This window comes from Bradyrhizobium sp. MI1.4 (assembly GCF_055811315.1).
On sequence record NZ_JBVVPP010000001.1, the window covers coordinates 418,454 to 440,038 of the forward strand.

The 21,585-nt window shown below is 62.7% G+C and carries 20 protein-coding genes; 9 read left to right on the forward strand and 11 right to left on the reverse strand.

The genetic code is table 11. The annotated features are described in order from the left end of the window. The first annotated feature begins 58 nt into the window (after positions 1-58). Positions 59-622 (forward strand): TetR/AcrR family transcriptional regulator, encoded by a 564-nt coding sequence (locus AC0L23_RS02120; RefSeq protein ID WP_085353008.1) that lies wholly within the window; start codon positions 59-61, stop codon positions 620-622. A 15-nt stretch (positions 623-637) separates the two neighbouring features. Here AC0L23_RS02120 and AC0L23_RS02125 read toward each other — a convergent pair whose 3' ends face one another. Next, positions 638-1,102 carry a cupin domain-containing protein gene (locus AC0L23_RS02125; RefSeq protein ID WP_085353007.1) on the reverse strand — a complete coding sequence of 155 codons (465 nt, stop codon included), beginning with the start codon at positions 1,100-1,102 and terminating at the stop codon, positions 638-640. A 204-nt stretch (positions 1,103-1,306) separates the two neighbouring features. Between AC0L23_RS02125 and AC0L23_RS02130 the strand changes: the two genes are divergently transcribed. Both AC0L23_RS02130 and AC0L23_RS02135 read left to right on the forward strand, forming a co-directional pair. Further along, positions 1,307-1,555 carry a hypothetical protein gene (locus AC0L23_RS02130; protein WP_035962662.1) on the forward strand — a complete coding sequence of 83 codons (249 nt, stop codon included), beginning with the start codon at positions 1,307-1,309 and terminating at the stop codon, positions 1,553-1,555. Between the two features lie 61 nt (positions 1,556-1,616). After that, positions 1,617-2,894, forward strand: coding sequence for a type II asparaginase (locus AC0L23_RS02135; RefSeq protein WP_283807068.1), 1,278 nt, complete (start codon positions 1,617-1,619; stop codon positions 2,892-2,894). Between the two features lie 12 nt (positions 2,895-2,906). Here the strand turns inward: AC0L23_RS02135 and AC0L23_RS02140 are convergent, their stop codons facing one another. Continuing rightward, positions 2,907-3,782: an MBL fold metallo-hydrolase gene (locus AC0L23_RS02140; protein ID WP_085353004.1), complete on the reverse strand. Its 876-nt coding sequence runs from the start codon at positions 3,780-3,782 to the stop codon at positions 2,907-2,909. 133 nt (positions 3,783-3,915) lie between these two features. Between AC0L23_RS02140 and AC0L23_RS02145 the strand changes: the two genes are divergently transcribed. Then, the gene (locus AC0L23_RS02145) at positions 3,916-4,449 is read left to right on the forward strand and encodes an REP-associated tyrosine transposase (protein ID WP_085353002.1); all 534 of its coding nucleotides are present in this window, start codon (positions 3,916-3,918) and stop codon (positions 4,447-4,449) included. Between the two features lie 165 nt (positions 4,450-4,614). On the opposite strand, the gene AC0L23_RS02150 is transcribed toward AC0L23_RS02145, so the two are convergent. Both AC0L23_RS02150 and AC0L23_RS02155 read right to left on the reverse strand, forming a co-directional pair. Further along, a complete protein-coding gene (locus AC0L23_RS02150) occupies positions 4,615-6,237 on the reverse strand; it encodes an ABC-F family ATP-binding cassette domain-containing protein (RefSeq protein WP_085384027.1) in 1,623 nt (540 codons plus the stop codon). A 121-nt stretch (positions 6,238-6,358) separates the two neighbouring features. Next, positions 6,359-7,966, reverse strand: a complete 1,608-nt coding sequence (locus tag AC0L23_RS02155) for a multicopper oxidase family protein (protein ID WP_085362182.1) — start codon at positions 7,964-7,966, stop codon at positions 6,359-6,361. A gap of 235 nt (positions 7,967-8,201) precedes the next feature. On the opposite strand from AC0L23_RS02155, the gene AC0L23_RS02160 reads away from it, so the two are divergent. Genes AC0L23_RS02160 through AC0L23_RS02170 form a run of 3 tightly spaced genes read left to right on the forward strand, consistent with a single transcriptional unit; the run spans position 8,202 to position 12,120 of the window. Next, on the forward strand, positions 8,202-10,973 hold the full coding sequence (locus AC0L23_RS02160; protein WP_085384033.1) for a xanthine dehydrogenase family protein molybdopterin-binding subunit: 2,772 nt from the start codon (positions 8,202-8,204) through the stop codon (positions 10,971-10,973). Next, positions 10,970-11,494, forward strand: a complete 525-nt coding sequence (locus tag AC0L23_RS02165; RefSeq protein WP_007591800.1) for a (2Fe-2S)-binding protein — start codon at positions 10,970-10,972, stop codon at positions 11,492-11,494. The genes AC0L23_RS02160 and AC0L23_RS02165 overlap by 4 nt, the downstream gene beginning before the upstream one ends. Before the next feature lie 8 nt (positions 11,495-11,502). Next, positions 11,503-12,120 (forward strand): Isoquinoline 1-oxidoreductase subunit, encoded by a 618-nt coding sequence (locus AC0L23_RS02170; RefSeq protein ID WP_085352997.1) that lies wholly within the window; start codon positions 11,503-11,505, stop codon positions 12,118-12,120. A gap of 119 nt (positions 12,121-12,239) precedes the next feature. Here the strand turns inward: AC0L23_RS02170 and AC0L23_RS02175 are convergent, their stop codons facing one another. Together AC0L23_RS02175 and AC0L23_RS02180 are read right to left on the reverse strand one after the other, a co-directional pair. Continuing rightward, positions 12,240-14,858 carry an autotransporter outer membrane beta-barrel domain-containing protein gene (locus AC0L23_RS02175; protein ID WP_473356762.1) on the reverse strand — a complete coding sequence of 873 codons (2,619 nt, stop codon included), beginning with the start codon at positions 14,856-14,858 and terminating at the stop codon, positions 12,240-12,242. Positions 14,859-15,345: 487 nt separating this feature from the next. After that, positions 15,346-15,579 (reverse strand): hypothetical protein, encoded by a 234-nt coding sequence (locus AC0L23_RS02180; RefSeq protein ID WP_143274232.1) that lies wholly within the window; start codon positions 15,577-15,579, stop codon positions 15,346-15,348. Between the two features lie 423 nt (positions 15,580-16,002). Between AC0L23_RS02180 and AC0L23_RS02185 the strand changes: the two genes are divergently transcribed. Beyond that, positions 16,003-16,800, forward strand: a complete 798-nt coding sequence (locus AC0L23_RS02185; RefSeq protein WP_085352993.1) for a helix-turn-helix transcriptional regulator — start codon at positions 16,003-16,005, stop codon at positions 16,798-16,800. Positions 16,801-18,022: 1,222 nt separating this feature from the next. Beyond that, positions 18,023-18,646, forward strand: a complete 624-nt coding sequence (locus AC0L23_RS02190) for a class I SAM-dependent methyltransferase (protein WP_085352991.1) — start codon at positions 18,023-18,025, stop codon at positions 18,644-18,646. An 82-nt stretch (positions 18,647-18,728) separates the two neighbouring features. Here the strand turns inward: AC0L23_RS02190 and AC0L23_RS02195 are convergent, their stop codons facing one another. The 5 genes from AC0L23_RS02195 to AC0L23_RS02215 all read right to left on the reverse strand — a co-directional run bounded on the left by AC0L23_RS02195 (position 18,729) and on the right by AC0L23_RS02215 (position 21,333). Next, complete coding sequence (locus AC0L23_RS02195) at positions 18,729-18,968, reverse strand: MAPEG family protein (RefSeq protein WP_317244436.1); 240 nt, start codon at positions 18,966-18,968, stop codon at positions 18,729-18,731. Between the two features lie 238 nt (positions 18,969-19,206). After that, the gene (locus tag AC0L23_RS02200) at positions 19,207-19,512 is read right to left on the reverse strand and encodes an SRPBCC domain-containing protein (protein ID WP_317244437.1); all 306 of its coding nucleotides are present in this window, start codon (positions 19,510-19,512) and stop codon (positions 19,207-19,209) included. Further along, entirely contained in the window at positions 19,460-19,690 is a 231-nt protein-coding gene (locus AC0L23_RS02205; protein ID WP_317244438.1) for an SRPBCC family protein, read from the reverse strand. The genes AC0L23_RS02200 and AC0L23_RS02205 overlap by 53 nt, the downstream gene beginning before the upstream one ends. Further along, complete coding sequence (locus tag AC0L23_RS02210) at positions 19,687-20,004, reverse strand: ArsR/SmtB family transcription factor (RefSeq protein WP_085352989.1); 318 nt, start codon at positions 20,002-20,004, stop codon at positions 19,687-19,689. Before AC0L23_RS02210 ends, AC0L23_RS02205 begins: the two co-directional genes overlap by 4 nt. A 345-nt stretch (positions 20,005-20,349) precedes the next feature. Further along, positions 20,350-21,333, reverse strand: coding sequence for an alpha/beta hydrolase family protein (locus tag AC0L23_RS02215; protein WP_026233144.1), 984 nt, complete (start codon positions 21,331-21,333; stop codon positions 20,350-20,352). Positions 21,334-21,585: the final 252 nt, after the last annotated feature.

A 21,585-nucleotide genomic window follows, 5' to 3' on the forward strand; every position in this document is an offset into this window, starting at 1 on the left:
ACAATTATTGATATTTTGTCAATATGGCCGACGTTCCGTTCCGACGCCCGTGAGGCTCATGGCTCGTTCTAGCATTTCGAAAGAGGAGCGTGCCGTCGCGGCTGCGACGGAGGTCTTCTCCCGCTACGGCCATGCCCGCACGACGATGGGTGACATCGCCGCCAAGGCGGGAATGTCGCGGCCGGCGCTCTATTTGCTCTTCCCCGACAAGGATGCCGTGTTCGCGGCGGTGATCCAGCGAATGGACGAGCAGAAGCATCGGGAGATCAGGGCCGCAATCGCGCGCCTCGACGGCCTTCACGCCAGGCTGCTCCACGCCTGTAAATCCTGGGGATCGCATGGCTTCGACCTGATCGAGGCGCATCCCGATTCGGCAGATCTGTTCGACCTGCGTTTCCCGGCAGTCCGGAAGGTCTACGACAACTTCCAGTCTTTGGTCGCCGACCTCATCCGCGATCAGGTGAAGGCCGCTGGGATCGCGGACGAGCCGGAGGTGCTGGCGCGATGCCTGGTGTTCGGCATGCGGGGATTGCGCGAAACCGCCAGGAACGGCAAGGAGATGCGGCGGCTGATCGCCGTTCAGGTCACCATGCTCGTCAGAAGCATCGATGATGGCAGTTGAGCTGCGAAGAGCCGCCTATCTCCCCGCCCGTTGCGCGTCGGTGTGCCCCCATGTTTGGTCCCAATCCTGACCGGCGGCATCGACGACACGGCCGTCGGCTTCGAAGAACTTGTTCGGCACCTGGAAGATCGCCAGGATCAGGGCGCCCTCCGGGCACCAGGCAGCATGCCGGCTGCCCGCCTCGCGCCAGATGAATTCGCCGGCCTTGCAGGCAATCCCCTTGGCCGGCCCCTCGCCGTCGACGAGAGCGCCCTCGATGACATAACTCTGCTCGACGCCGACATGCTCGTGATCGGGCAGCACCGATCCCGGCGCAAAGCGCATCAACGCGGTCATCAGACCGCTGCTGCGATCGAACAGCAGCGTCTTGGCCTCGCAGCCGGGAAAGCGCGTCTTCTGCCATTCCATGTCTTGCGGCCGAACCAGGTGAGAATGCCGGTCAGAAGCGGCATCCGGCATGTTCGCAGTCAGGGTCTCCATCACGATGCTCCCTTCGGCTAAACTCGCCCGAAGCTAGCAGGATCGCCCGTCCCGGTCAGCGAGCAGTGCAGCAGGCCGTCGGTCCCGTCGCACCCGCGGTCGAAAAATCGCCAGGAAGACCGGACGGCGGGCGCTCATCCAGCTTGATTGCGCCACGATTCCCGGCTCCAATCCGCGCGCCATTTCTGGTTTAGGGAGACAATCATGATGAAGCGGATTTTCCTGGCTGCGATCGTTGCCACGTTTGCGGCGGGTTCGGCCTTCGCGGAGGACACCTGCGAAAGCAAGGCCGTCGGCAAGGACGGCAAGGCCCTGGCTGGTGCGGCCAAGACCTCGTTCATGAAGAAGTGCAAGGCCGACGCCTGCGCGCCCAAGGCCGTCAGCGCCGAGGGCAAGCCGCTCGCGGGCGCCGCCAAGAACAGCTTTATGAAGAAGTGCGAAGTCGGCGCCTGACCACTGCGACTCTGGTGCTCATTTAGCGAGCAACGGTTCCACAAACTCGTCATGCCCGGGCTTGTCCCGGGCATCCACGTTTTTCTCTCTGAATAACAGAGGCAAAGACCGTTTGCCTCTTCTCGCACGCGCTGAGCGCGCAGAGCAAAATCGTCGCCACCCTAGACAGAGTGCCTCGGCTAGCGGAACATGCAGCGCTGAGCGAACCGGGGCGTACCAACGAATCTTCCAGCAAAGGGTGGTCGAGATGTTGCAGTTTCGAGTGCGTGATTACACGATGGCGATAATGAGCGTGCTCTTCGCGTTGCTCATCAGTTTTGACGTCGCGAACGCGCGGGGCCCGGGACTGCCCAACGTCATGGTGCTTGCAACCGGCGGCACGATCGCCGGCAGCGGGGCGAGCAGCACCACCGTCGTCGGCTACACCGCCGCCACGGTGGGCATTGAGACGCTCCTGAATGCCGTCCCCGAACTGAAAACGGTCGCCAACGTCAAGGGCGAGCAGGTTTTCCAGATCGCCAGCGAGAACATGAACAATGACTACTGGCTCAAGCTTGCCAAGCGCGTCAACACGCTGCTCGCGCAGGACGACGTCGATGGCATCGTGATCACGCACGGGACCGATACGATCGAGGAAACCAGCTATTTCCTGGACCTCGTCGTCAAGAGCAAGAAACCTGTCGTCGTCGTCGGCGCGATGCGGCCGTCGACGGCGATCAGCGCGGATGGGCCGATCAACCTCTTCAACGCGGTGATCCTCGCGGGCAGCGACGAGGCTGTCGGCAAGGGCGTGCTCGTTGCTCTCAACGATCAGATCAACGCGGCTCGCGATGTCACCAAGAACAACACCTCGACGGCCGACACCTTCCGCACGCCGGAACTCGGCTTTCTCGGCTACATGCAGGGCAACAAGCCGTACTTCTATCGTCAATCGACGCGGCGGCACACGGCAGATTCGGAATTCGACGTCTCTAGCCTCGATGTCCTGCCGCAAGTCGACATCGTCTACGGCTACGCCAACATGAACCGGGTCGCGATCGACGCGTTTGTCGCCGCCGGAGCCAAGGGGATCGTGCATGCCGGCGTCGGTGACGGCAGCCTTGCCCGGCCCGCGGTCGAACCGGCGCTCGACGAGGCCCGCAAGAAGGGCGTCGTGATCGTGCGCAGCAGCCGTGTCGGCAACGGCATCGTCGCACGCAACGGCGAGGCCAAGGACGACGAGCACGACTTCGTCGTCTCGGATACGCTTAATCCTCAAAAGGCGCGTATTCTGCTGATGCTGGCGCTGACCAAGACGACCGACACCAAGGAAATCCAGCGGATGTTCTTCACCTACTAGACCGTCCGGTCCCTACTCCCGCTTGAAACGGTAGTCAAAGGCGGCGCCGAACGGCTTGATCAGCCCGACCGTCGGCGCCGGAAAATGGACAGGCAGGATCAGCGTGTCGGTGTCGGCGACGGAAGCAAAGAACTTTCGCCGCGACACCGCCGACTGCTTCGCATCCCAATCCGGCTTGGCCGACCAGTCCGGCTCGCGGCACTGGATCTGGTGATGCATGAGATCGCCGGCGACCACCGCGCGGCGCCCCTTCGAGAAGATGTTCACGCAGCAATGGCAGGGCGAATGCCCCGGCGTCGGCGTCAGCGTGACGGTGTCGTCGAGCGCGTAATCGTCATCGACCAGCAGCGCTTGGCCTGCCTCGACGATCGGCAGGCAATTGTCGCGAAACACGGTACCAGGCGGGTTGCTGCCCTTGGCGTGCTCGGCCTCCCAGGCCGCATATTCACCCTTGTGGAAGACGTATTTCGCATTCGGGAACGTCGGCACCCAACGACCGTCGCGCAAGCTCGTATTCCAGCCGGTGTGGTCGATATGAAGATGCGTGCAGAACACGTAGTCGATCTGCTCGAAGCCGATGCCGAGCGCGAACAGCTCGTTGCGCCAGCGCGCCTTGCCGGGGAAATCGAACGGCGGCGGATGGCCCTTGTCCTCGCCGGTGCAGGTGTCGACCAGGATGGTGTAGCGCGGCGTGCGCACCACGAAGGTCTGATAGGTGATCACCATCATGCCGCGCGCGGCGTCGAACACCTCCGGCTCCATCGTCGGCAGATGGTGCTTGAACACGCCCTCGTCATAGGCCGGGAAAAAATCCTGCGGCCGCCGCCACGGCCCCTCCCGCTCGATCACCGCGTCGATGGTGATGTCGCCGATGCGCAATTGCTTCATGGCTATTTCGCCCCCGCCTTTTGAAGCAGCGTAGCGAGAGCCCCTGAAACGTGCAAGCAAGCGAATGGATTGCAAATCTCTCGATCCGGCTGTAGCCCGGATGGAGCGAAGCGTAATCCGGGAAGGTGCTCGCGTGGTTCGCTATCGGCGCAATCTTCTCCCAGGTGGGACCTTCTTCTTCACAGTGACGCTGGATGATCGACGATCATCCGCGTTGGTGGATCATGTTCACAAGCTGCGCGGCGCATTTCGTATGACGCGCGCCGACAGGCCATTCACGATCGATGCAATCGTGGTCCTCCCCGATCATCTGCACGTCATCATGACGCTGCCGGACAATGACGCTGATTTTCCCGGCCGATGGCGGCGGATCAAGAGCTCCTTCACGCATCAACTCGCCGCTTCAGGCGCTCCCATCTCCCGCAACCATCGAGGGGAGTTCTCTCTGTGGCAAAGGCGGTTTTGGGAGCACACCATTCGCGACGACGCCGACTTCGAACGCTGCGCCGACTACATCCATTACAATCCAGTCAAACACGGTCTTGTCGCATCACCGATCGACTGGCCGTATTCCTCGCTCCATCGCTACGTCCGCGAAGGCCTGCTTCCGCTTGATTGGGGAGGATCTGGAGAGATTGCTGGCACCTTCGGCGAACGCGAAGACTGACCCGAATTACGCTTACGCTCCATCCGGGCTACAAGATTTCAATGGGCTCCTGTAGCCCGGATGGAGCGAAGCGCAATCCGGGGCCGGACCACCCGCATCGTACGTCTGCCCGCGCCGCTCGAATCCCGGATCACGCTTACGCTCCATCCGGGCTACCGCCGATCACTACGACCGCAATCCCGGCGCTTCCTGCCCCGTGCGCGCGACATATTCGGTGTAGCCACCGCCGAACTGGTGGATGCCCTCGGGCGTCAGCTCCAGCACGCGGTTCGACAGGACGCTGAGAAAATGCCGGTCATGCGAGACGAACAGCATGGTGCCCTCGAAATCCGACAGCGCCGCGATCAGCATCTCCTTGGTGGCGAGGTCGAGATGGTTGGTCGGCTCGTCCAGCACCAGAAAGTTCGGAGGATCGAACAGCATCTTCGCCATCACGAGGCGCGCCTTCTCGCCGCCCGACAGCACGCGGCAGCGCTTCTCGACGTCGTCGCCGGAGAAGCCGAAGCAGCCGGCGAGCGCGCGCAGGGAGCCCTGCCCCGCGGTCGGAAACGCATATTCGAGTGACTCGAACACCGTCTGTTCGCCGTCGAGCAAATCCATCGCATGCTGCGCGAAATAGCCCATCTTGACGCTGCCGCCGACCGCCACGGTGCCGTCGTCCGGCTCGCTCGCACCCGCAACGAGCTTGAGCAGCGTCGATTTGCCGGCGCCGTTGACGCCCATCACGCACCAGCGCTCCCTGCGGCGGATCATGAAATCGAGCCCGTCATAAATCCGCTTGCTGCCGTAGCCCTTGAAAACCTTCTTGAGCGCGACGACGTCCTCGCCGGAGCGCGGCGCCGGCGGAAAGTCGAACGCCACCGTCTGGCGGCGGCGCGGCGGCTCGACCCGCTCGATCTTGTCGAGCTTCTTCACCCGGCTCTGGACCTGAGCCGCATGAGATGCGCGCGCCTTGAACCGCTCGATGAACTTGATCTCCTTGGCGAGCATGGCCTGCTGGCGCTCGAATTGCGCCTGCTGCTGCTTCTCGCTCAGCGCCCGCTGCTGCTCGTAGAACTCGTAATTGCCGGCGTAGGTGGTGAGCGAACCGGAATCGATCTCGACCACCTTCGAAATCACGCGGTTGATGAACTCGCGATCGTGCGAGGTCATCAGCAGCGTGCCTTCGTAATCGTGCAAGAACTTCTCCAGCCAGATCAGGCTTTCGAGATCGAGATGGTTGCTCGGCTCGTCGAGCAGCATGACGTCGGGACGCATCAAGAGGATGCGGGCCAGCGCCACGCGCATCTTCCAGCCGCCGGAGAGCTTGCCGACGTCGCCGTCCATCATCTCCTGGCTGAAGCCGAGGCCGGACAGCGCCTCGCGCGCACGGCCGTCGAGCGCGTAGCCGTCGAGCTCCTCGAACGCGTGCTGCACCTCGCCGTAGCGGGCGATGATCTCGTCCATCTGGTCGGCCTTATCAGGATCGGCCATCGCGGTCTCGAGCTCGTGCAGCTCGGCCGCCACCGCACTCACCGGCCCAGCCCCGTCCATGACCTCGGCCACGGCGCTGCGGCCGGCCATCTCGCCGACGTCCTGGTTGAAATAGCCGATGGTGATGCCGCGATCGGTCGAGACCTGCCCCTCGTCGGGCGGTTCCTCGCCGGCGATCATCCGGAAGAGCGTGGTCTTGCCGGCGCCGTTCGGGCCGACGAGGCCGATCTTCTCGCCCTTGTTGAGGGCGGCGGACGCTTCGATGAACAGGATCTGGTGGCCGGCTTGCTTGCTGACGTTGTCGAGGCGGATCATGGGGTCTTTTTGGGGGATTGTTGCGTTGCAGCGTCATAGGCCATGCGGGCCGCCAGGGGAAGCCCGGCCGGACCCGGATCAGCCCCGCGCGCCGCCGAATTCGCGCAATTCGACCCGCAGCTTAGGCCTTGTAGACCTCCACGGTCTGCATCATGCCCATCTCCTCATGGTTCATCATGTGGCAGTGGAGCATGTAGACGCCGGTGAAATCGATGAAGCGGGAGCGGAACACGACCACGCCGCCCTTGCGCTCCACGATCACGGAATCCCGCCATTCCGGCACCGCCAGCGGCTTGCCATTGGCCGAGATCACCTGGAACGGGTTGGTATGGATGTGGAACACGTGGTCGTCATGCTCATGCGTGTTGACGATGGTCCACTCCTCGACCGCGCCGAGCTTCACCCGCTGATCGATACGGCTGGGGTCGAACTTCTTGCCGTCGACGAAGAACTCGAATTCCTGCCAATGGCCGGCGGCGTCGGCCTCCGGCGCGGTGGCCGACAGCACCACCTTGCGACGGTTGGTGATCTCGGAGTCCTTGATGGTCGCGAGCGGCGCCGGCGGCAAAGCGCGCGGCAGCTTCATGTCCATCGGCGCGCCTGACACCACGACCCGCGCCAGCGGTCCCACCGGCGAAGGATGGCCCTGGTCGTACTGCGCCGCGTTGAAGGCGTAGGTGCCGGGGCTCCCTGCTTTCACCAGAATGTCGGCGCGCTGGCCGGGCGCGATCAGGACCTGCTTGAGCGGCTGCATGGCGCCGAGCTGGATGCCGTCATAGGCGATCGCTTGCAGATCGTGCTTCTCGAGATCGAGCAGCATGTCGTCCTGGTAGGCGGCATTGAGGATGCGCCAGCGCTGCACCTCGCCGGGCCGCATCTCGATCATTGGCCGGCGCTGGCCATTGATGGCGAGAAAGCGCGTCGCGGTCTCGGGAAACAGCGTCTCGAAATTCTCGACCATGCCGTTGGCATCGTAGACCACCTGGGTGAGCACCATGAGGCGTTCGCGGGCGGTCGCGATCTCTGGAACGTCGGCGAAATCGCCCTCGATGACGATCGCGCCGACCATGCCGGAGGACATCTGGATGTCGGCGCTGCCGTGGTGATGCGGGTGATACCAGTAGGTGCCCCTGGTGTGATCGGCCGGCAGGGTGATTTCGATGTTGTAGCTGCGGCCCGGCGCCATCGAGCGCATGACGTTGTCGGAAATTCCGCTCGGGCTGGTATGCGCGCCGTGGAAATGGAAATTGGTGTTGTTGAACTGGTGCGGATGGCTGATGTCGGCCGGCAATCCATCGCGGTTCGGCGGCAGATCGTTGATCATCTTGATGCGCAGCGTGTCGCCGGGCTTCATGCGCAAGGTCGGTCCGGGGCTGCCGCCTTCATAGGATCTGACATAGAGCCGAACGCCGCCGATCTGGCGATAGGCATAGCCGACGCGCAAGGTCGTGCTCAGCACGCCATTGACGGACCGCCGCACCTCGGGCTCGACCAGCGGCTGATCCATGGCGGGAACGGGCGTATCAGCGATCATTCCCATGGTCGGCGACATGTCCGCGGTGTGGGACATGCCCGCATGGTCGTGCGCGGCGTGCTGGGCATTTGCGGCACCTGCGAACAACGACAACGCGCCCGCTTTGAGACCGCAATCCAGCAATTGACGGCGCGACAATGTCGTCGTGCCCATGGTGCTGGTGACTGAAGACGCACCGTTCGGATCCTGCTGCATTTGAATTGCGCCCCCTGTTGCCGGACCGTCTTCCGTTCGATTCGACTTTAAAGCAAGCACCAAACCACAATTCGATCTGCGAGCGCACTACATTCATCGGTTGTAAACCTCCTCACCCGTTCTATCGTCGCATGATGCATCGTGACGGATTCGCACTGGTGCTCGCCTATGCCCTCTGGACATCACATGCTGGCCGCATCCCGATGTTCTCGAAACTCTGTACAAGGATATGATCATGGGGCCTTCGCGACGCGAGTTCGTGAAGTGGTTGTCGGCGGGAGGCATCTCGGTCAGCCTGTCACATCTGGCGTCCGCAGCGGGCGTGCCCTTCGCAGCGCACGAGACGCTGCCTGGACGCGGCAAGTTCAATCCTGCGACAACGGGCGCCGGCCGCGTCGACGGCGTCGCCAAGGTCACGGGCGCAAAGCTTTACGCCTCCGACTTCCGCGCCAACGATCTGGCGGGCTGGCCGCAAGCCACCTCGCACGCCATCCTGGTCCGCGCCAACGACGCCACGCATGTCTACACCGGGCTGGACCTCGGCCGCCTCGGCGGCGCGCTCAAGCCGTCGGTGGTGGTGACTGCCGCCGATCTCGACCGGATCGGGACGCAGGTGCCGGAATTCTATGCGGGCGACCTGTTCTGTCCGATCGGCAAGACGCCGCTTTATCTCGGGCAGCCGGTCGCGCTTTTGATCTTCGAAAAGTTCGACGCCTTCGACCAGGCGCGTCTCGCGCTGCGCGACGGCACGTTCGTCCAATTCGGCGAGGAGACCGGGCCTGTCGTGGTGCCCGATTACGGGGCCTTCCGCTTCACCCGCGTGGCAGGCCCCTCGCCTGACAAACCGGATGTCTATTCGCCGCTCCAGGCCGGCTGGGTCTCGCCCAACAAGGTGCAGAGCGCGGCGCTGCCGGTGTGGTCGCCGCTCGCGAAGGACATGCCGGCGGATTACGCCAAGGCGGCGAAACATGGCGAGCAGATCCGTGCCGAGCTTGCCGCGGATGACGCCTCGATGCTGGTGCTCGACCGCGAGTTCGAGACGCAATCGGTCGACCCGATGTTCCTGGAGCCGGAATGCGGGCTCGCCTGGTACGACGGCAAGGGCGGCAATCTCGAACTGCTGCTTGGCGTCCAGTCACCTTACGAGGCGGCGGAGTCGATCGCGCATCTGTTCGGCAAGGCCCGCGCGCCCTACAAGCCGGCGCACATCAACGCGCAGTTCGCCCACGTCGGCGGCGGCTTCGGTGGCCGCGATCACACGCCCTTCATTCTCTATGTTGCGCTCGCGGCGGTCTGCTTTCCCGGCAAGCCGGTGCGGCTGGCGCATGACCGCTACCAGCAATTTCAGGCCGGCATCAAACGCCACGCGATCAAGATGCGCTCGCGCATCGGCATCGATCGCGCGACCGGCAAGATCAAGGCGTTCGCTGCCGATCACGTGCTTGACGGCGGCGGGCTCGCCCATTTCTCGGCCAGCGTCGCCATCGTCGCAGGCACCGGCGCGATCGGCATCTACGACATTCCGAAGGTCGACGTCAGGACCGTCGCGGTGCACTCGCGCGGCGTGAGCGCGGGCTCGATGCGGGGCTACGGCATCCTGCAAGCCATGACGGCGCTGGAGGTCCTGATCGACGAAGCCGCGTCCGAGCTCAAGCGCGATCCGATCGATTTCCGGCGGCGCAACGCGCTGCCCCAGAACGGCCGGACCATGACGGGCAATCCCTACATCGTCTCGGTGCGCACGCCCGAAATCCTCGACAAGCTCGAGAAGCACCCGATCTGGCAGCAGCGGGCGCAGTTCAAACAGACCTCGTCGGATCGGCTGGTCGGCACCGGCGTTGCCTGCGTGACGAAAGACTATGGCTCCGGTGCGGACGGCTCGCTCGGCCGTGTCGAGCTTGGACCTGACGGCAAGATCGTGATCTTCTGCGATCATGTCGAGATGGGCAACGGCATCGGGACGGCGCTGGCGAACCGGGTCGCAAGCCATCTCGGCGCCATCGCCGACGAGGTCTCGGTCGCCCGCGTCGACAGCTATGACGTGCTCGGGCTGGTCACATCCGGCGATCCCTCCACCATGGACCAGAAGACCCAGGATGCCGCGGAGAAAAACCCCCGCTGGGTGCCCGCGATCAGCTCGCCGACAAGCTCCTCGATCGGCGCCCATGTCGGCACGCATTCCGCCGCGGAAGCCGCCCGCGTCATTTTCCGCTTCGGCCTGTGGCCCGCCGCGCTTGAGCTGTGGCGCATCGCAAAGACCGATCCGCGCGCGGGGCAATGGGCCAGCGCAAGCTGGCAGAACGGCCAGCTCACCATGCCCGGGCTCGAACCGCTCGGCCTCCCTGCGCTCGCGGCGACGGCTCATTCGCGCGGCTTCGTCACCGGCGCGGTTGCGCACAGCTTCTCGCGTTGGGCGTGGTCGCGGGCACGCTTCCCGCTGTCCGGCGAGCAATACCGTGCCGAGATCGACGCGCTGGCGATCCGCAAAGGCAACGGCAAGTTCGAGCGGATCAACCGCACCAGCGTCAAGTTTCCGCCGACCGACAACAACCGGATCGGCACCGCCTACACCTCGATGTGCGGCACGGTCGTCCGCGTCGAGATCGAGCGCGCAACCGGGAGCTTGCGCATCGCCAAGGCCTATAGCGTGCTCGAATGCGGCACCGCGCTAGTGCCCGAGGTGGTGATGGGCCAGGCCCAGGGCGGCTTCGCCATGGGCGTCGGCTACGCGCTGCTTGAAACCCTGCCCCCGTTCGAGGGCGGACCGGGCAACGGCGAATGGAATCTCGGGCGCTATCTGGTCGCACGCGGCTCCGACCTGCCGCTCCGCGATCTCGAGATCGAGATGCTGAAGCCGCTAGTACCAGACGAAGCGCCGAAGGGAATGGCGGAGGTCGTGATGATCCCGATCGTGCCGGCGCTGATCAACGCCATCCACGACGCCACCGGCCATCGCTTCCGCGCGCTGCCGGTCACCGCAAGCCTATTGAAGGGAGTGCTCGCGTGACGACCCTCAGCCTCACCATCAACGGCCAGAAGCACGGTCCGATGGACGTCCGCGACGATCTCTCGATGAATGATTTTCTGCGCGAGATGCTGGGCATGACCGGCACCAAGTTCGGCTGCGGCGCCGCGCAATGCCTGAGCTGCGCCGTCATTGTCGATGCGCCCGACGGCACCAGCACCACCAGCCCGACCTGCGTCGCGCCCGCCGTGAATTTCGACGGCAAGTCGATCCGCACCGTCGAGGGCCACGCCAAGGACGGCGAGCTCTCGACCCTGCAAAAGGCCTTCATCGCGCATTTCGCCTTTCAGTGCGGCTATTGCACCGCCGGTTTCCTCAATGAGGGCCAGGTCTTGCTGGAGCGCCTGTCGCGGACACCGGTCGCGCGCGAGGCGCTGGAGCAGACCATCGCTGACGCGCTCGACGGTCATCTCTGTCGCTGCACCGGCTACGTCAAATATCACGAGGCGGTGCGCGACGTGATCCTCGCCGACTCGAAGCGCTACCTCATGGCCACCAAGTGACACGCATCATGATCTCCGACGTGCGGTTCAAGATGATTGCCGTGGTCGCCGCGCTCGCCGGCAGTCTCGGTGCGGGCTACGCGGCGTCGGAGACGGCAAGCCACGCCCTCGCCTCGCCCGAGAGCTTTGCTTCGATCGGCGACACGGAGAAGCGTTCGGCCGCAATCTTCACCGAGCTCGGCAAGGTGCTGACGCATCCGCGCTGCACCAATTGTCATCCGGCCGGCGACAGGCCGCACCAGGGCGACAGTGCCCGCCTGCATCAGCCGCCGGTCACGCGCGGCGCCGACGGCCACGGGCTCGAGGCGATGCGCTGCAACACCTGCCACCAGAAGGCCAATTTCGAGCCCGGCCGCATGCCCGGCCATCCCGACTGGCATCTGGCCCCGCGCGAGATGGCCTGGGAGGGCAAGACCGTTGGCGAGATCTGCGAGCAGATCAGGGATCCCGCGCGCAATGGCGGCCGCAAGGTGGAAGACCTGATCGACCATATCGGCAAGGACACCCTCGTCGGCTGGGCCTGGAAGCCCGGCTTCGGCCGCTCGCCCGTGCCGGGCACGCAACAGCAGGCCGGCGCGCTGGTGGAGGCCTGGGTGAAGACCGGAGCGGCGTGTCCGGCGCGGTGACGACGTCGAAGCGGTCCGTTCCGCGAACGGAGTTCAGTCGAATTTGTAGTTCATGCCGAGCGTCATCATGTCATGGCGCTGCTTGACCATCTCCGACGGCACCGCTGCCCCCGAGGGGTTCACCACGCATATCGCACCACGCCCTTGCCGGCGTAGCTGCGCGTCACGCTGGAGAACTCGCCTTCGAATGTCGCGGCGGTCGACCAGCCGTTCATCCATCTGGTTTCGGCGGATGCCGTGACCAGCGCGGACTCGGAAGCCTGCGCCGCGCCGTTGACGAAGAAGCTGGCGCCCGGCAGCGTCTGGAACGTCGCACCAATGCCGCGCTCGGGATTGAAATCATGCGCCCAGGCCACGCGGCCGCGCAGCGTCAGCATCGCGCTCTGCATGGCAAAGGATTTGTCGGCGCGCAGACCGAGTTCGCTGCGGGTGTCGGTCACGCTCTTCGCATTATAAGCGAGTGCAAAGGTGTTGGCGCCCGAGACGACACCTTCCGCATAGGCCGGCAGGTCGAAGGTGGTGAACTGGCCTGCCGCATACGGCGTGAAGCCAATCCCGCCGATCACGGGCACCACGAAGCGGTAGCCGCTCTCGACACGGCCGGACCAGGCATTGGCATTGAACTGCGCGCGCAGGCGATCGATGCCGGCGATGGTGATGGTGCGATCGGTGGTGATGTCCTGCCAACCATAGGCCAGCGCGCCGGAGAGATAAGCCGCGCCCACCGTGTGGCGCACGAAGGCGCCGGCCTGGAACAGGTCGGAGCGTCCGCCGCCACCGTTGACGACGCTGAAATTGGTGCCGCCGCCGGCAAGTGCAAAGCCGACCAGCGTGTCGCGCGAGATGCGATAGTCGGCGCCGACAGCGGTGCCATAGAGGCTGCTGCTGGTGTTGTTCGAGCCGGCGATCGAGTTGCCGTCGGTTTTCTGCGAGCCGCCGAAGCCGGCCGCCCACACGCTCCAGCGCTGCTGGAACGGCACCGCAGCTGGTGCCTTGGTATAGATCGCCGCCAGCGCGTCGTTCGGGCTGCGCTTCCTCGCGGCATAGGCCAGCGCTTGCTCATCGGCATAACCGGTTGCGTTGCCGCCGGCGGTTGCACCGTCACCGCGTCCGGCGATGAACGGATCGGTCATCACGCCCATGAACAGGTTCATCGCATTGAAGGTGGACTGCTGCGAGCCGGTCGCGGTTTCGCCGGAGACCTGCGTCAGGGCGGTGGCGAGACCGGAGCCGGTCAGAGCGAACAGCGCGTTGAAGCCCGCCGGCATGTTGGCGCCGGCCAACAGCGCATTGTCGATTCCGGCCGCGACGTTCTTCTGGTTGATATTGGCGTTGGCGGGCAGGTTCGGCGACAGCAGGCCGGGATCGACCGTCAGAAAGACCTCGTTGCCGACATAACTCACCCGCGCATTGCGGGCGAAACTGTTGCCGGCGAGAACGCCCGCCGTGTCGAAGGTGCCGTTGACGGTGCCCGCGATCATGATGGTGTAGGTGGTGGTTGCGCTGATGCGCGCCAGCGGATCGACCGTGACCTTGCCCGCGAGGTTGGCGATGCCGGTCACAACCGTCATGTCGCTCGATGCGCCCGATATCTGCACCAGATAGGTCGATGCCGCCGTCATCGTCAGGCTGCCGCTGACCGTCAGCGTGCCGATCGAATTGCCAGGCGCCAGTGTGCCGCCGTTGACGTTGGTGTTGCCGACCGTGCCGATGCCGCCGAGCGTGCCGCCGGCGTTGACGATGACGCCGCTTGCCGAGGTGATATCGCCGTTGACCGCCAGCGTGCCGCCGTTCACGGTGGTCGCGCCGGTGTATGTGTTGATAGCGGACAGCGTCATCGTGCCGGTACCAACCTTGACGAGTGAGGCGCCGGTGCCGCCGACAGCGCCACCGTCGGCAATGACACCGGTGACGTTGGTGGAGAGGTTGTTGCCGCCGACCGTCAATTCGTTCTGACCAAGGCTGAAGAGCCCGGCGCCATTGATCGAGCCGGCGCTGAGCTTGTGATCATTGTTGGGCCCTGTCGAGTCGCTGAAATCCGTAACGCTCGAAGCGCCGTTGGTGATGGCGGCGTTGCCGCCCGTCGCGAAGTTAGCGAATTCCAGGCTGCCGTTGTTGATGATGGTGGCGCTGCCGCCTGTGCTGGTGTCAGCGAATTGCAGCCCGTTGTTGTTGATGATGGTGGCGCTGCCGGCCGTGCTGCTGTCGTTGAAACCGATCGTGATGCCGTTTGCAGTGTTAGTGATGGTGGCGCCGCCCGCCGAGCTGCTGCCGTTGAAAGCGATGGAGCTCCGGAAGCCGCTGTTGGTGATCGTGGCGCTGCCGCCCTGAACGCTAATGCCGGCACCGCTGAAAGTGAGAGTTTGAAGGAAGTTGTGGTTGTCGAGAACATAGTTCGAGGCGCCTGGACTGAAGGTCCAACCGCCGACCGTGGTGTCGGCCGAGAGCGTCAGCGCGGTCGTGTTCGAGCTGCCAAACAATGCGGTGCCGACTGGCACCGTCGCCGGGGCCCAGTTTGCGGCGGTGTTGTAGTCGGCAGTGCCAGGGTTGGCCAGCCAGGTCGCATCCTGTCCCAACGCCGGGACCGCGATCCCGACCAATCCGGTTGATGCCAAAGCCAGCAGCGCGGCCCGTCCGTTCGAAAACCGTCCAAAGCCCGACATTGCCCCACCTGACATCTTGTTGTGAATGCTGCTGCTGTTTTGCAGCCGCGTCGTCGAACCGAGCTTGACCTTCATGACGTAACTCCAGAAACGCTCTTGTTTGCCGTGTCGACGACCGGGAATGTCTCGCGACCGGAGCACGAAACAGAAAAGCGTTGCATGGCTGGATCCTTGAAAACGGCAAACAATCGTCACGGCGCGACGATTGCGAGGCGGGGTGGTATATCGGCAACGTGTTCTGCACGCGCTTAAGTTCTGCGGAGGCCCGCTCAACTATGTCGTTACGCAGAGAGAATCCGTCTTCCCAGTCACCGCGCCGAATATCGCGTCACACGAGGGGTCTGAGAACTACCTAGAAAGGTGGTTCGCTGCGATTTATGAGCGCCGGCGCATCGACTCCGCGGATCGGTTTGCAATCCAGCAGCGCCGTCAATCGCACGACAGGCATATCGGCTCAGGTTGGGAATGCGCGCCCTCGTTGCTCGAAACATGTCCGCAGATGATCCAGGCGGCGGCGTGCACGATGAGGAATGCGGCGGCGACTGCCAGCAGCCAGCCCGTTTCATTGTGGGCATGGGATCGGGCCGCCAATCTTGTTTGCGTCGCTCTGCTCGTCACCATTCTTGTTCTCCGGACGTTTTTTGGCTTCGTTTCCGAGCAAATGCTCACATTGGCGTATGACGCGGCTCGCCAGGCGGCGCCGCGACGCATGCAGTGCCGAGATGATGAAAGCGACGATGCCGTGCTCTTCTGACTCGACGAGCCGATCAGAAACCCGGCAGGCTGGCCGGATCATGAGATTTCCATGCAGATCAACTTCGGAGAACGACGGAAATGCATACAAAAGCGGCTTGATCAGGGAACGCTAACGCCCGGGGCGGATCGACACCCTTGCCGGTGATGCTGCGCAAAGGCTGAGAGTGTAATCAGCACCGCGGATGACAGGGCGAGGAAAAAACCGCGCCGCCGTCGCCTCTCCGTCCGGCCTTCGCCAGGCCTTTTAGGCCGGCGCGCGCCCGTCGTTGCACGCATCGTCGATCTCCCAATCTCGTTACGCTGAGAGAATCAGTATTCCCGGTAACCGGGCCGATATCGCGCCATTTTGTGCATCTGAGAACTACCTGGAAAGGTGGTTCGCTGTACTTTATGTATGCTCGCGCAGGTCGGAGGCCTCTGGGGTCGCCTCTGAGCTCGGCGACCTGCGCAATCTGGAAATGACATGCATCTCTCCACGGATCCCATCGATCCGCTAAATCAAGACGTCTATGCGCTCTGGGATCAGCTGGCCGACTTCTCGGTCGCCGACAGTGACGCCGCGCTGACCCACCTGCTGTCCGCACTGCGCACCATGTTGTCGGCACGCAATGTGCTGTGGGGCGTGGTCGTGCGATTGCCTTCGCCGAAGCGGACCGATCCCCTGCTCGGCTGGCGTCCGCGTCTCGTCAGGGTGCTGGACCCGATACCGGCGGTGGCGGCATCCGTGCAGAAGCAGTACGATACGCTCTGGTCCGACGAGGTCGACCTGTCCCAGATATTGTCAATGTCGGGCGACGAGCCGTTCCGCGTCCGCCTGCTGTTCGAAACGCTGCCGCCGGAATGGTTCAAGGGCAAGCACTATCGGCGCCACTATCTGGACGTCGGCTTCGCCGACAGCATCTCCGTGCGCATTGCGCTCAATGACGATTTGAGGATTCGCCTGTTCGTATTTCGTGATGCGCAGCAACCCCGCTTTACGGCACAGGACGGCCAGCGTCTGGGCTTCGTGATGCGCGCCTTGAGATGGTTTCACCGTCAACAATTGCTCAGCCACGGACTGCTCATCGCCAACGCGCCCCTCACACCCGCTGAACGCCGCGTGTTGCTCGGACTGCTCGCCGGGGACACGGAAAGGCAGATCGCGCAGAAGCTCGAGCAAAGTCCGAACACCACGCATTTCCACGTCAAGTCGATCTACGCCAAGTTCGCCGTGCGCAGTCGCCAGTCCCTCGCCGCGCTGTGGCTCGGCAGGCTGCGATAACGGCTGAAGCCGCAGGGCTGCCCTGGATGCCCTTCCCTTTCTGGCTCGTCTCGGACCTCGCTGAGATGCAGGAAGATGAATACGACAGCGATCGTTGGTCACGTTGGCGCTCGTAGACTTGCCGAGGACAGCCAATTCTCGATTCGATGCGCACTTTCGGTTAGTCCCGCTGCGCGGATCATGGCTTCCCGAAGGGGGCCATGGGGCAGCCTGTTTGCATCGCCTTCGAGGCGGTTAGCCTCGAGCATAAGCCTATTCTGCAACGACAATTTGGGTTGTACGGCTTTGGTGCGCATAGTGCTCTCCGGGTAGGAGGCGGGAGCGCGATACTCTCAGTCACCGATAGATGCCGATGGCGGGGCGGTGATCGGCTGAGTCTACGCCCTATATGTGGGTTAAGCCACTGATGCCTTGGACAAGCTGAGCGATTGCGACAAAGAAAGGCAGGACGGGGCTAAAATCAAACCGGGCCACTGAGGTGGGAAACAGGCCAGCGCCCTATCGAGGCCGAAATAGGCCGCTCTGAGTTTCGAAATTCCGCCTAAACGAAAACGCCACCAAGCCCAATAATGCTCAGTGGCGCCACGTTGGAACTGGAAACCGCAATCCTCCAGTAGACATTGGTCGGACCGCCGGCGTTTAGGTTCAACGCGGCCTCACTGTTGCTCGGGTTTGCAATGGAAAGCGGCCTTCTTGGCAGGCGCAGCTTCGATTAATTCAGTTATGCCATCGAGCGTAATTCGGTCGGTGATACGTGATGCTATGTACTTGTACCGCGCAATGCGCTGGTCGATCTCGTCACATTTCTCACACATAGCTCACCGCGATTGTCAAAGGCGGGAGCGTGCAGGACTCTCTGTCACCGATAAAAGCCAAGGACCGGGCGGCGATCACGAGACTCTAAACCAGATACTCAGTTCCAGATACAGGAACGAATTTGGGCCACTTCTAAATCAATTTGGGCCGGTAGCGTGGGAAACCGGCTCAACGAGGCAATCTTAGAAGTGATCGCCAGCTCGGAATTTGCAGGTCATGGTCCGCCTTGGGTCACCTGACGAGATCGCCGTCCGGGTCTAGAATGCAGACCTCCGGACATCCTGCCGTGGCAGGCCGCGCTGTCGCCGCGCTTCACGCAGGAGCGCCGAGGGCGAGAACACTGAAGGGATGGAGTAATGCTTGCGGTCGAGTATTGGCGGGGTCAGCATGGAAGGGATCGGGTTTCATGACGATTTCAGGCCGGGCGGCCCATTGGGAGAACGTATACGAGAGCAAGGGCGAACGCGAGTTAAGCTGGTTCCAGGAGAGCCCGTCGCCTTCGCTCGAATTGATCGCACTGGCCGCCGCAGAGCTTACCTCACCGATTGTTGACATCGGCGGTGGGGCGGCTCGGCTGGTCGATGCGCTGCTGGCGGCTGGATATGCAGATCTGACCGTCCTTGATCTGTCCGACGCGGCGCTCGCGGCCTCGCGTGCACGGCTCGGTGCCGCTGGCGACGCCGTGCATTGGACCGTCGCCGATGTGACGACATGGCAGCCAGCGCGCCATTATGACATCTGGCACGACCGTGCAGCGTTCCATTTTCTCACCGCGCCGGAAGAACAAGCGGCTTATGTCGCGTGCGTCCGAAGAACCGTAAAAATTGGCGGTCATGTCATCATCGGCACATTCGCAATCGATGGTCCGGAGAAATGCAGCGGCTTGCCCGTGACACGTCACACCGCTGACAGCATCACCGCACTGCTCGGCGCCGGCTTCACATTGACAGATCATCGGCGTCATAAGCACGCGACGCCGTGGCAATCGGTACAGAATTTCCAGTTCAGCAGCTTCATCAGATCATGCTGAATTTCACGCTGCAGCCCACGTCTGCAGGGCCACAACTTGCGAATTGCACAGATCGCTCGCTTCGGGCCAAAAGCCGCTGTCGTCAGGCGGCCAGCGTTGATACCCTAGTGGATGGCTGCCAGGGCGTTACGACAATGAGGATGACCGTTACGAGGGCACCTGAAACATAGAGAATGGTTCTGACGCTGCCGCCTTTGGCCGCGTTACCCACGCGCAAATAGACCGCAACGTGGATCAGACGAATTGCGACATAGACCCATACAAGCGTTGCAAGCGTGACGGGTCTTACCCCTGCCAACGTAGCCAGGACTCGGGACGACAAAAGGCGGCAGCGCCTCCACTGCGTTCATGTGGACGCGATCGATCCGGTACAGCAGGTTATCGTCATCCAACGGCAAGACAGGTCCGGAGAGTGCCCCGGCCCTGCCTTTGGAGAATCCTGAATAGACCGCCAGCAAAATTGACAGGAGGCAAAGGGCAAGCACCCCGACAATGCTAAGCCAGTAGGCTGTCATAAGGACCTCCGCAAATGCGATCACGTCGCATAGGTTACGCGGATATCATGCCTCGCGGGCTATCCGCTCGGCGAACCGTTTCAGGTAGAGCGGCCAACCCTGATCGCCTTCAACGCCTTCGCTCACGCCTTCCCAACCTTGGCCATGACGTTCGAGGTGACGGTGCTCAAGTTCCAATCGAGTCCGGCTTGGCGTCTCGGCAATGAACCGCACCTCCCATTCACTGGTCTTGTCTGGATCGGTTTCGATTTGCCAGCGCGGGCTGATGTCCCAGCTTAGAAGCACGCGATTCGGCGGCTCAAAAGCCAACACACGCGCAGCGGCATTCGCTGCCGTCGACACCTCGATCATAGATGTGACCGCCGACCCGGGGCTCGAACACGGTCTCTGCGATGGGCACGGAGAGCAGATTGTGCTCGCGTGGTTTGAAGCTGCCGAAGTCTTCCGTAAAGACCTTAAACGCGCGCTCGATAGGCGCCTCAACCACGATCGACTGTTTGATGGGTGCCGCCGATACACGGATGCTCATTTCTGGTCCTCCACTGATTTTTCTACGGCCACTTTGTACGCAGCCAGTGTGCTGCTCCAGAACCGGTCAAGCCAGGCGCGCATCTGGCTGAGCCCCGCTGGATCGATGTGATAAATGTTGCTGGCTCCCTTCGGCTCGGCACGAACCAAATGAGATTCGCGCAGCACCTTCAGATGCTGAGAGACGGCTGACTGGGAGACAGTCAGTTCACGGGTGAGTTCAACGACAGTGCGCGGCCGCGCGCCCAGCAATGCGAATATTCGTCTGCGGGTCGAATTGCCCAGAGCGGCCAGTTGCACGCTGTCTTTAGCCATGCTTCGCCGAAGGGTTGCCGTTACGGTAGCGGATCTATCATTAGCCACAACTAATGATAAGCATAAACTAATGATCTCGTCAAACGTGCTGATATTGGGCCAGACGTCAGCTTGGGCTCACTTGCCGACCTCGCCGCGGTCGCACGTCAGGCCTGCGTTACCCTCTCGGCAGACATCCGAGATCTCTGAGTAACCGTTCTGGGCCCGCCTCATCAGCTTGAGCGATGCCGCCAATCGCAGGCTGCGCTTCCCAGCGAGTGCGATGCCTTCGAGCTCGCCGCGAGATAGTAGAAGAACGCATCGCCGCCAAGGATGCGGCCGTCCATCGCGCTCATAGATCGGCTGCTAACGGCTCTCGCCCTGGCGAACGAGAGTCTCTCGAAAGAAATTGATGATGCTGGCGTTGAACTCGCGATGGAATGCCGTCCTGTCGAAACCCGGCGGGTCAGTACAGAAGCGAGGAAGCTTCTCCGCGAACTCTGCCGTGCATGGCGACAGGAAAGCAAAATGACCGGCAGGCACCACGCGCACTTCCTTTTTGCCGGGCAGCGACTGAGCAACGAGCGCTGAGTTTTTCGGGTCTACGCCTGCGCCGCCAAACTCTGATCGCCAGATCAGCAGCGGGATTGTGATGTCTGCCAAGCGGTCGGCGGGAAAGGCGAAGTTAATTGCCGTATCGGCGAGCACTGCGGCTCGGATACGAGGTTCGTGAGGCAAGCTGCTGGGTATGTCGCCGCTACGGAGTTGCTCGCATGCCCGCGTTCGGTTCGCGTCCGAGCAGTAGAGCGCAAATCTCCGGAGATCGGGATTGCCGCCCGCCAACACCAATCCGGTATAGGCGCCGAGCGAAAACCCAAAGAAGCCGATCCTGGAGGAATCAATCGCAGCCCGGTCTTTCCAGTCATTCAAGATGAAATCAAGCAATCGGATAATGCTGGCGGGCCGGGTTGCCAGAATGGAAAGGCTGTCTCGTTGCGAGGAATCGTTTCCATTGTCACCCGGAAGGTTGATCGAGGCGACGACAAATCCAGCGTTTGCCAGGGCCTGCACCGTGTCATCGTGTTGTCCGAACCAACCGCCGCGTCCGTGCGAGACGATCACGAGTGGCAAGTTCGTTCCTGTGACGGGACAGTCCTTCGTACCTTCAATCGATTCAATGAATTGGACAGTGAGTTTGCCGAGGGGCACTCGTTGCGCCGCTGCTGCGCAAGGGTACCATATAGCGCCAGCCAGATTTGGATCGGTATCCAGAAGCTGAACACCGGCAGCTTGCACAGGCGACATCAAGCAGCCGAGTACGGCAGCACAGATCCAATACAGTTTGGCCATCAGTGCCCCCATTCGCCAGCGAACTCTCGGATCAAACTTGGCCGAACTGTGCCGCATTGACTGCCGCTACCAGCCTCGCGCAGCTTGCACGTCGGTCCGCCTCCCGCTGATCCGCAAGCAAGCAAGATGAAAAGACCAATAAAACGCAGGGAAACGCGCCCATCGCAGCCCCGAACAACATGTGCGCAGCGTAGGTAGAGCTTGCCAAAAGGCAAGCTTCGGCTCTGTGACGTTGTTCACAATTATAATCTG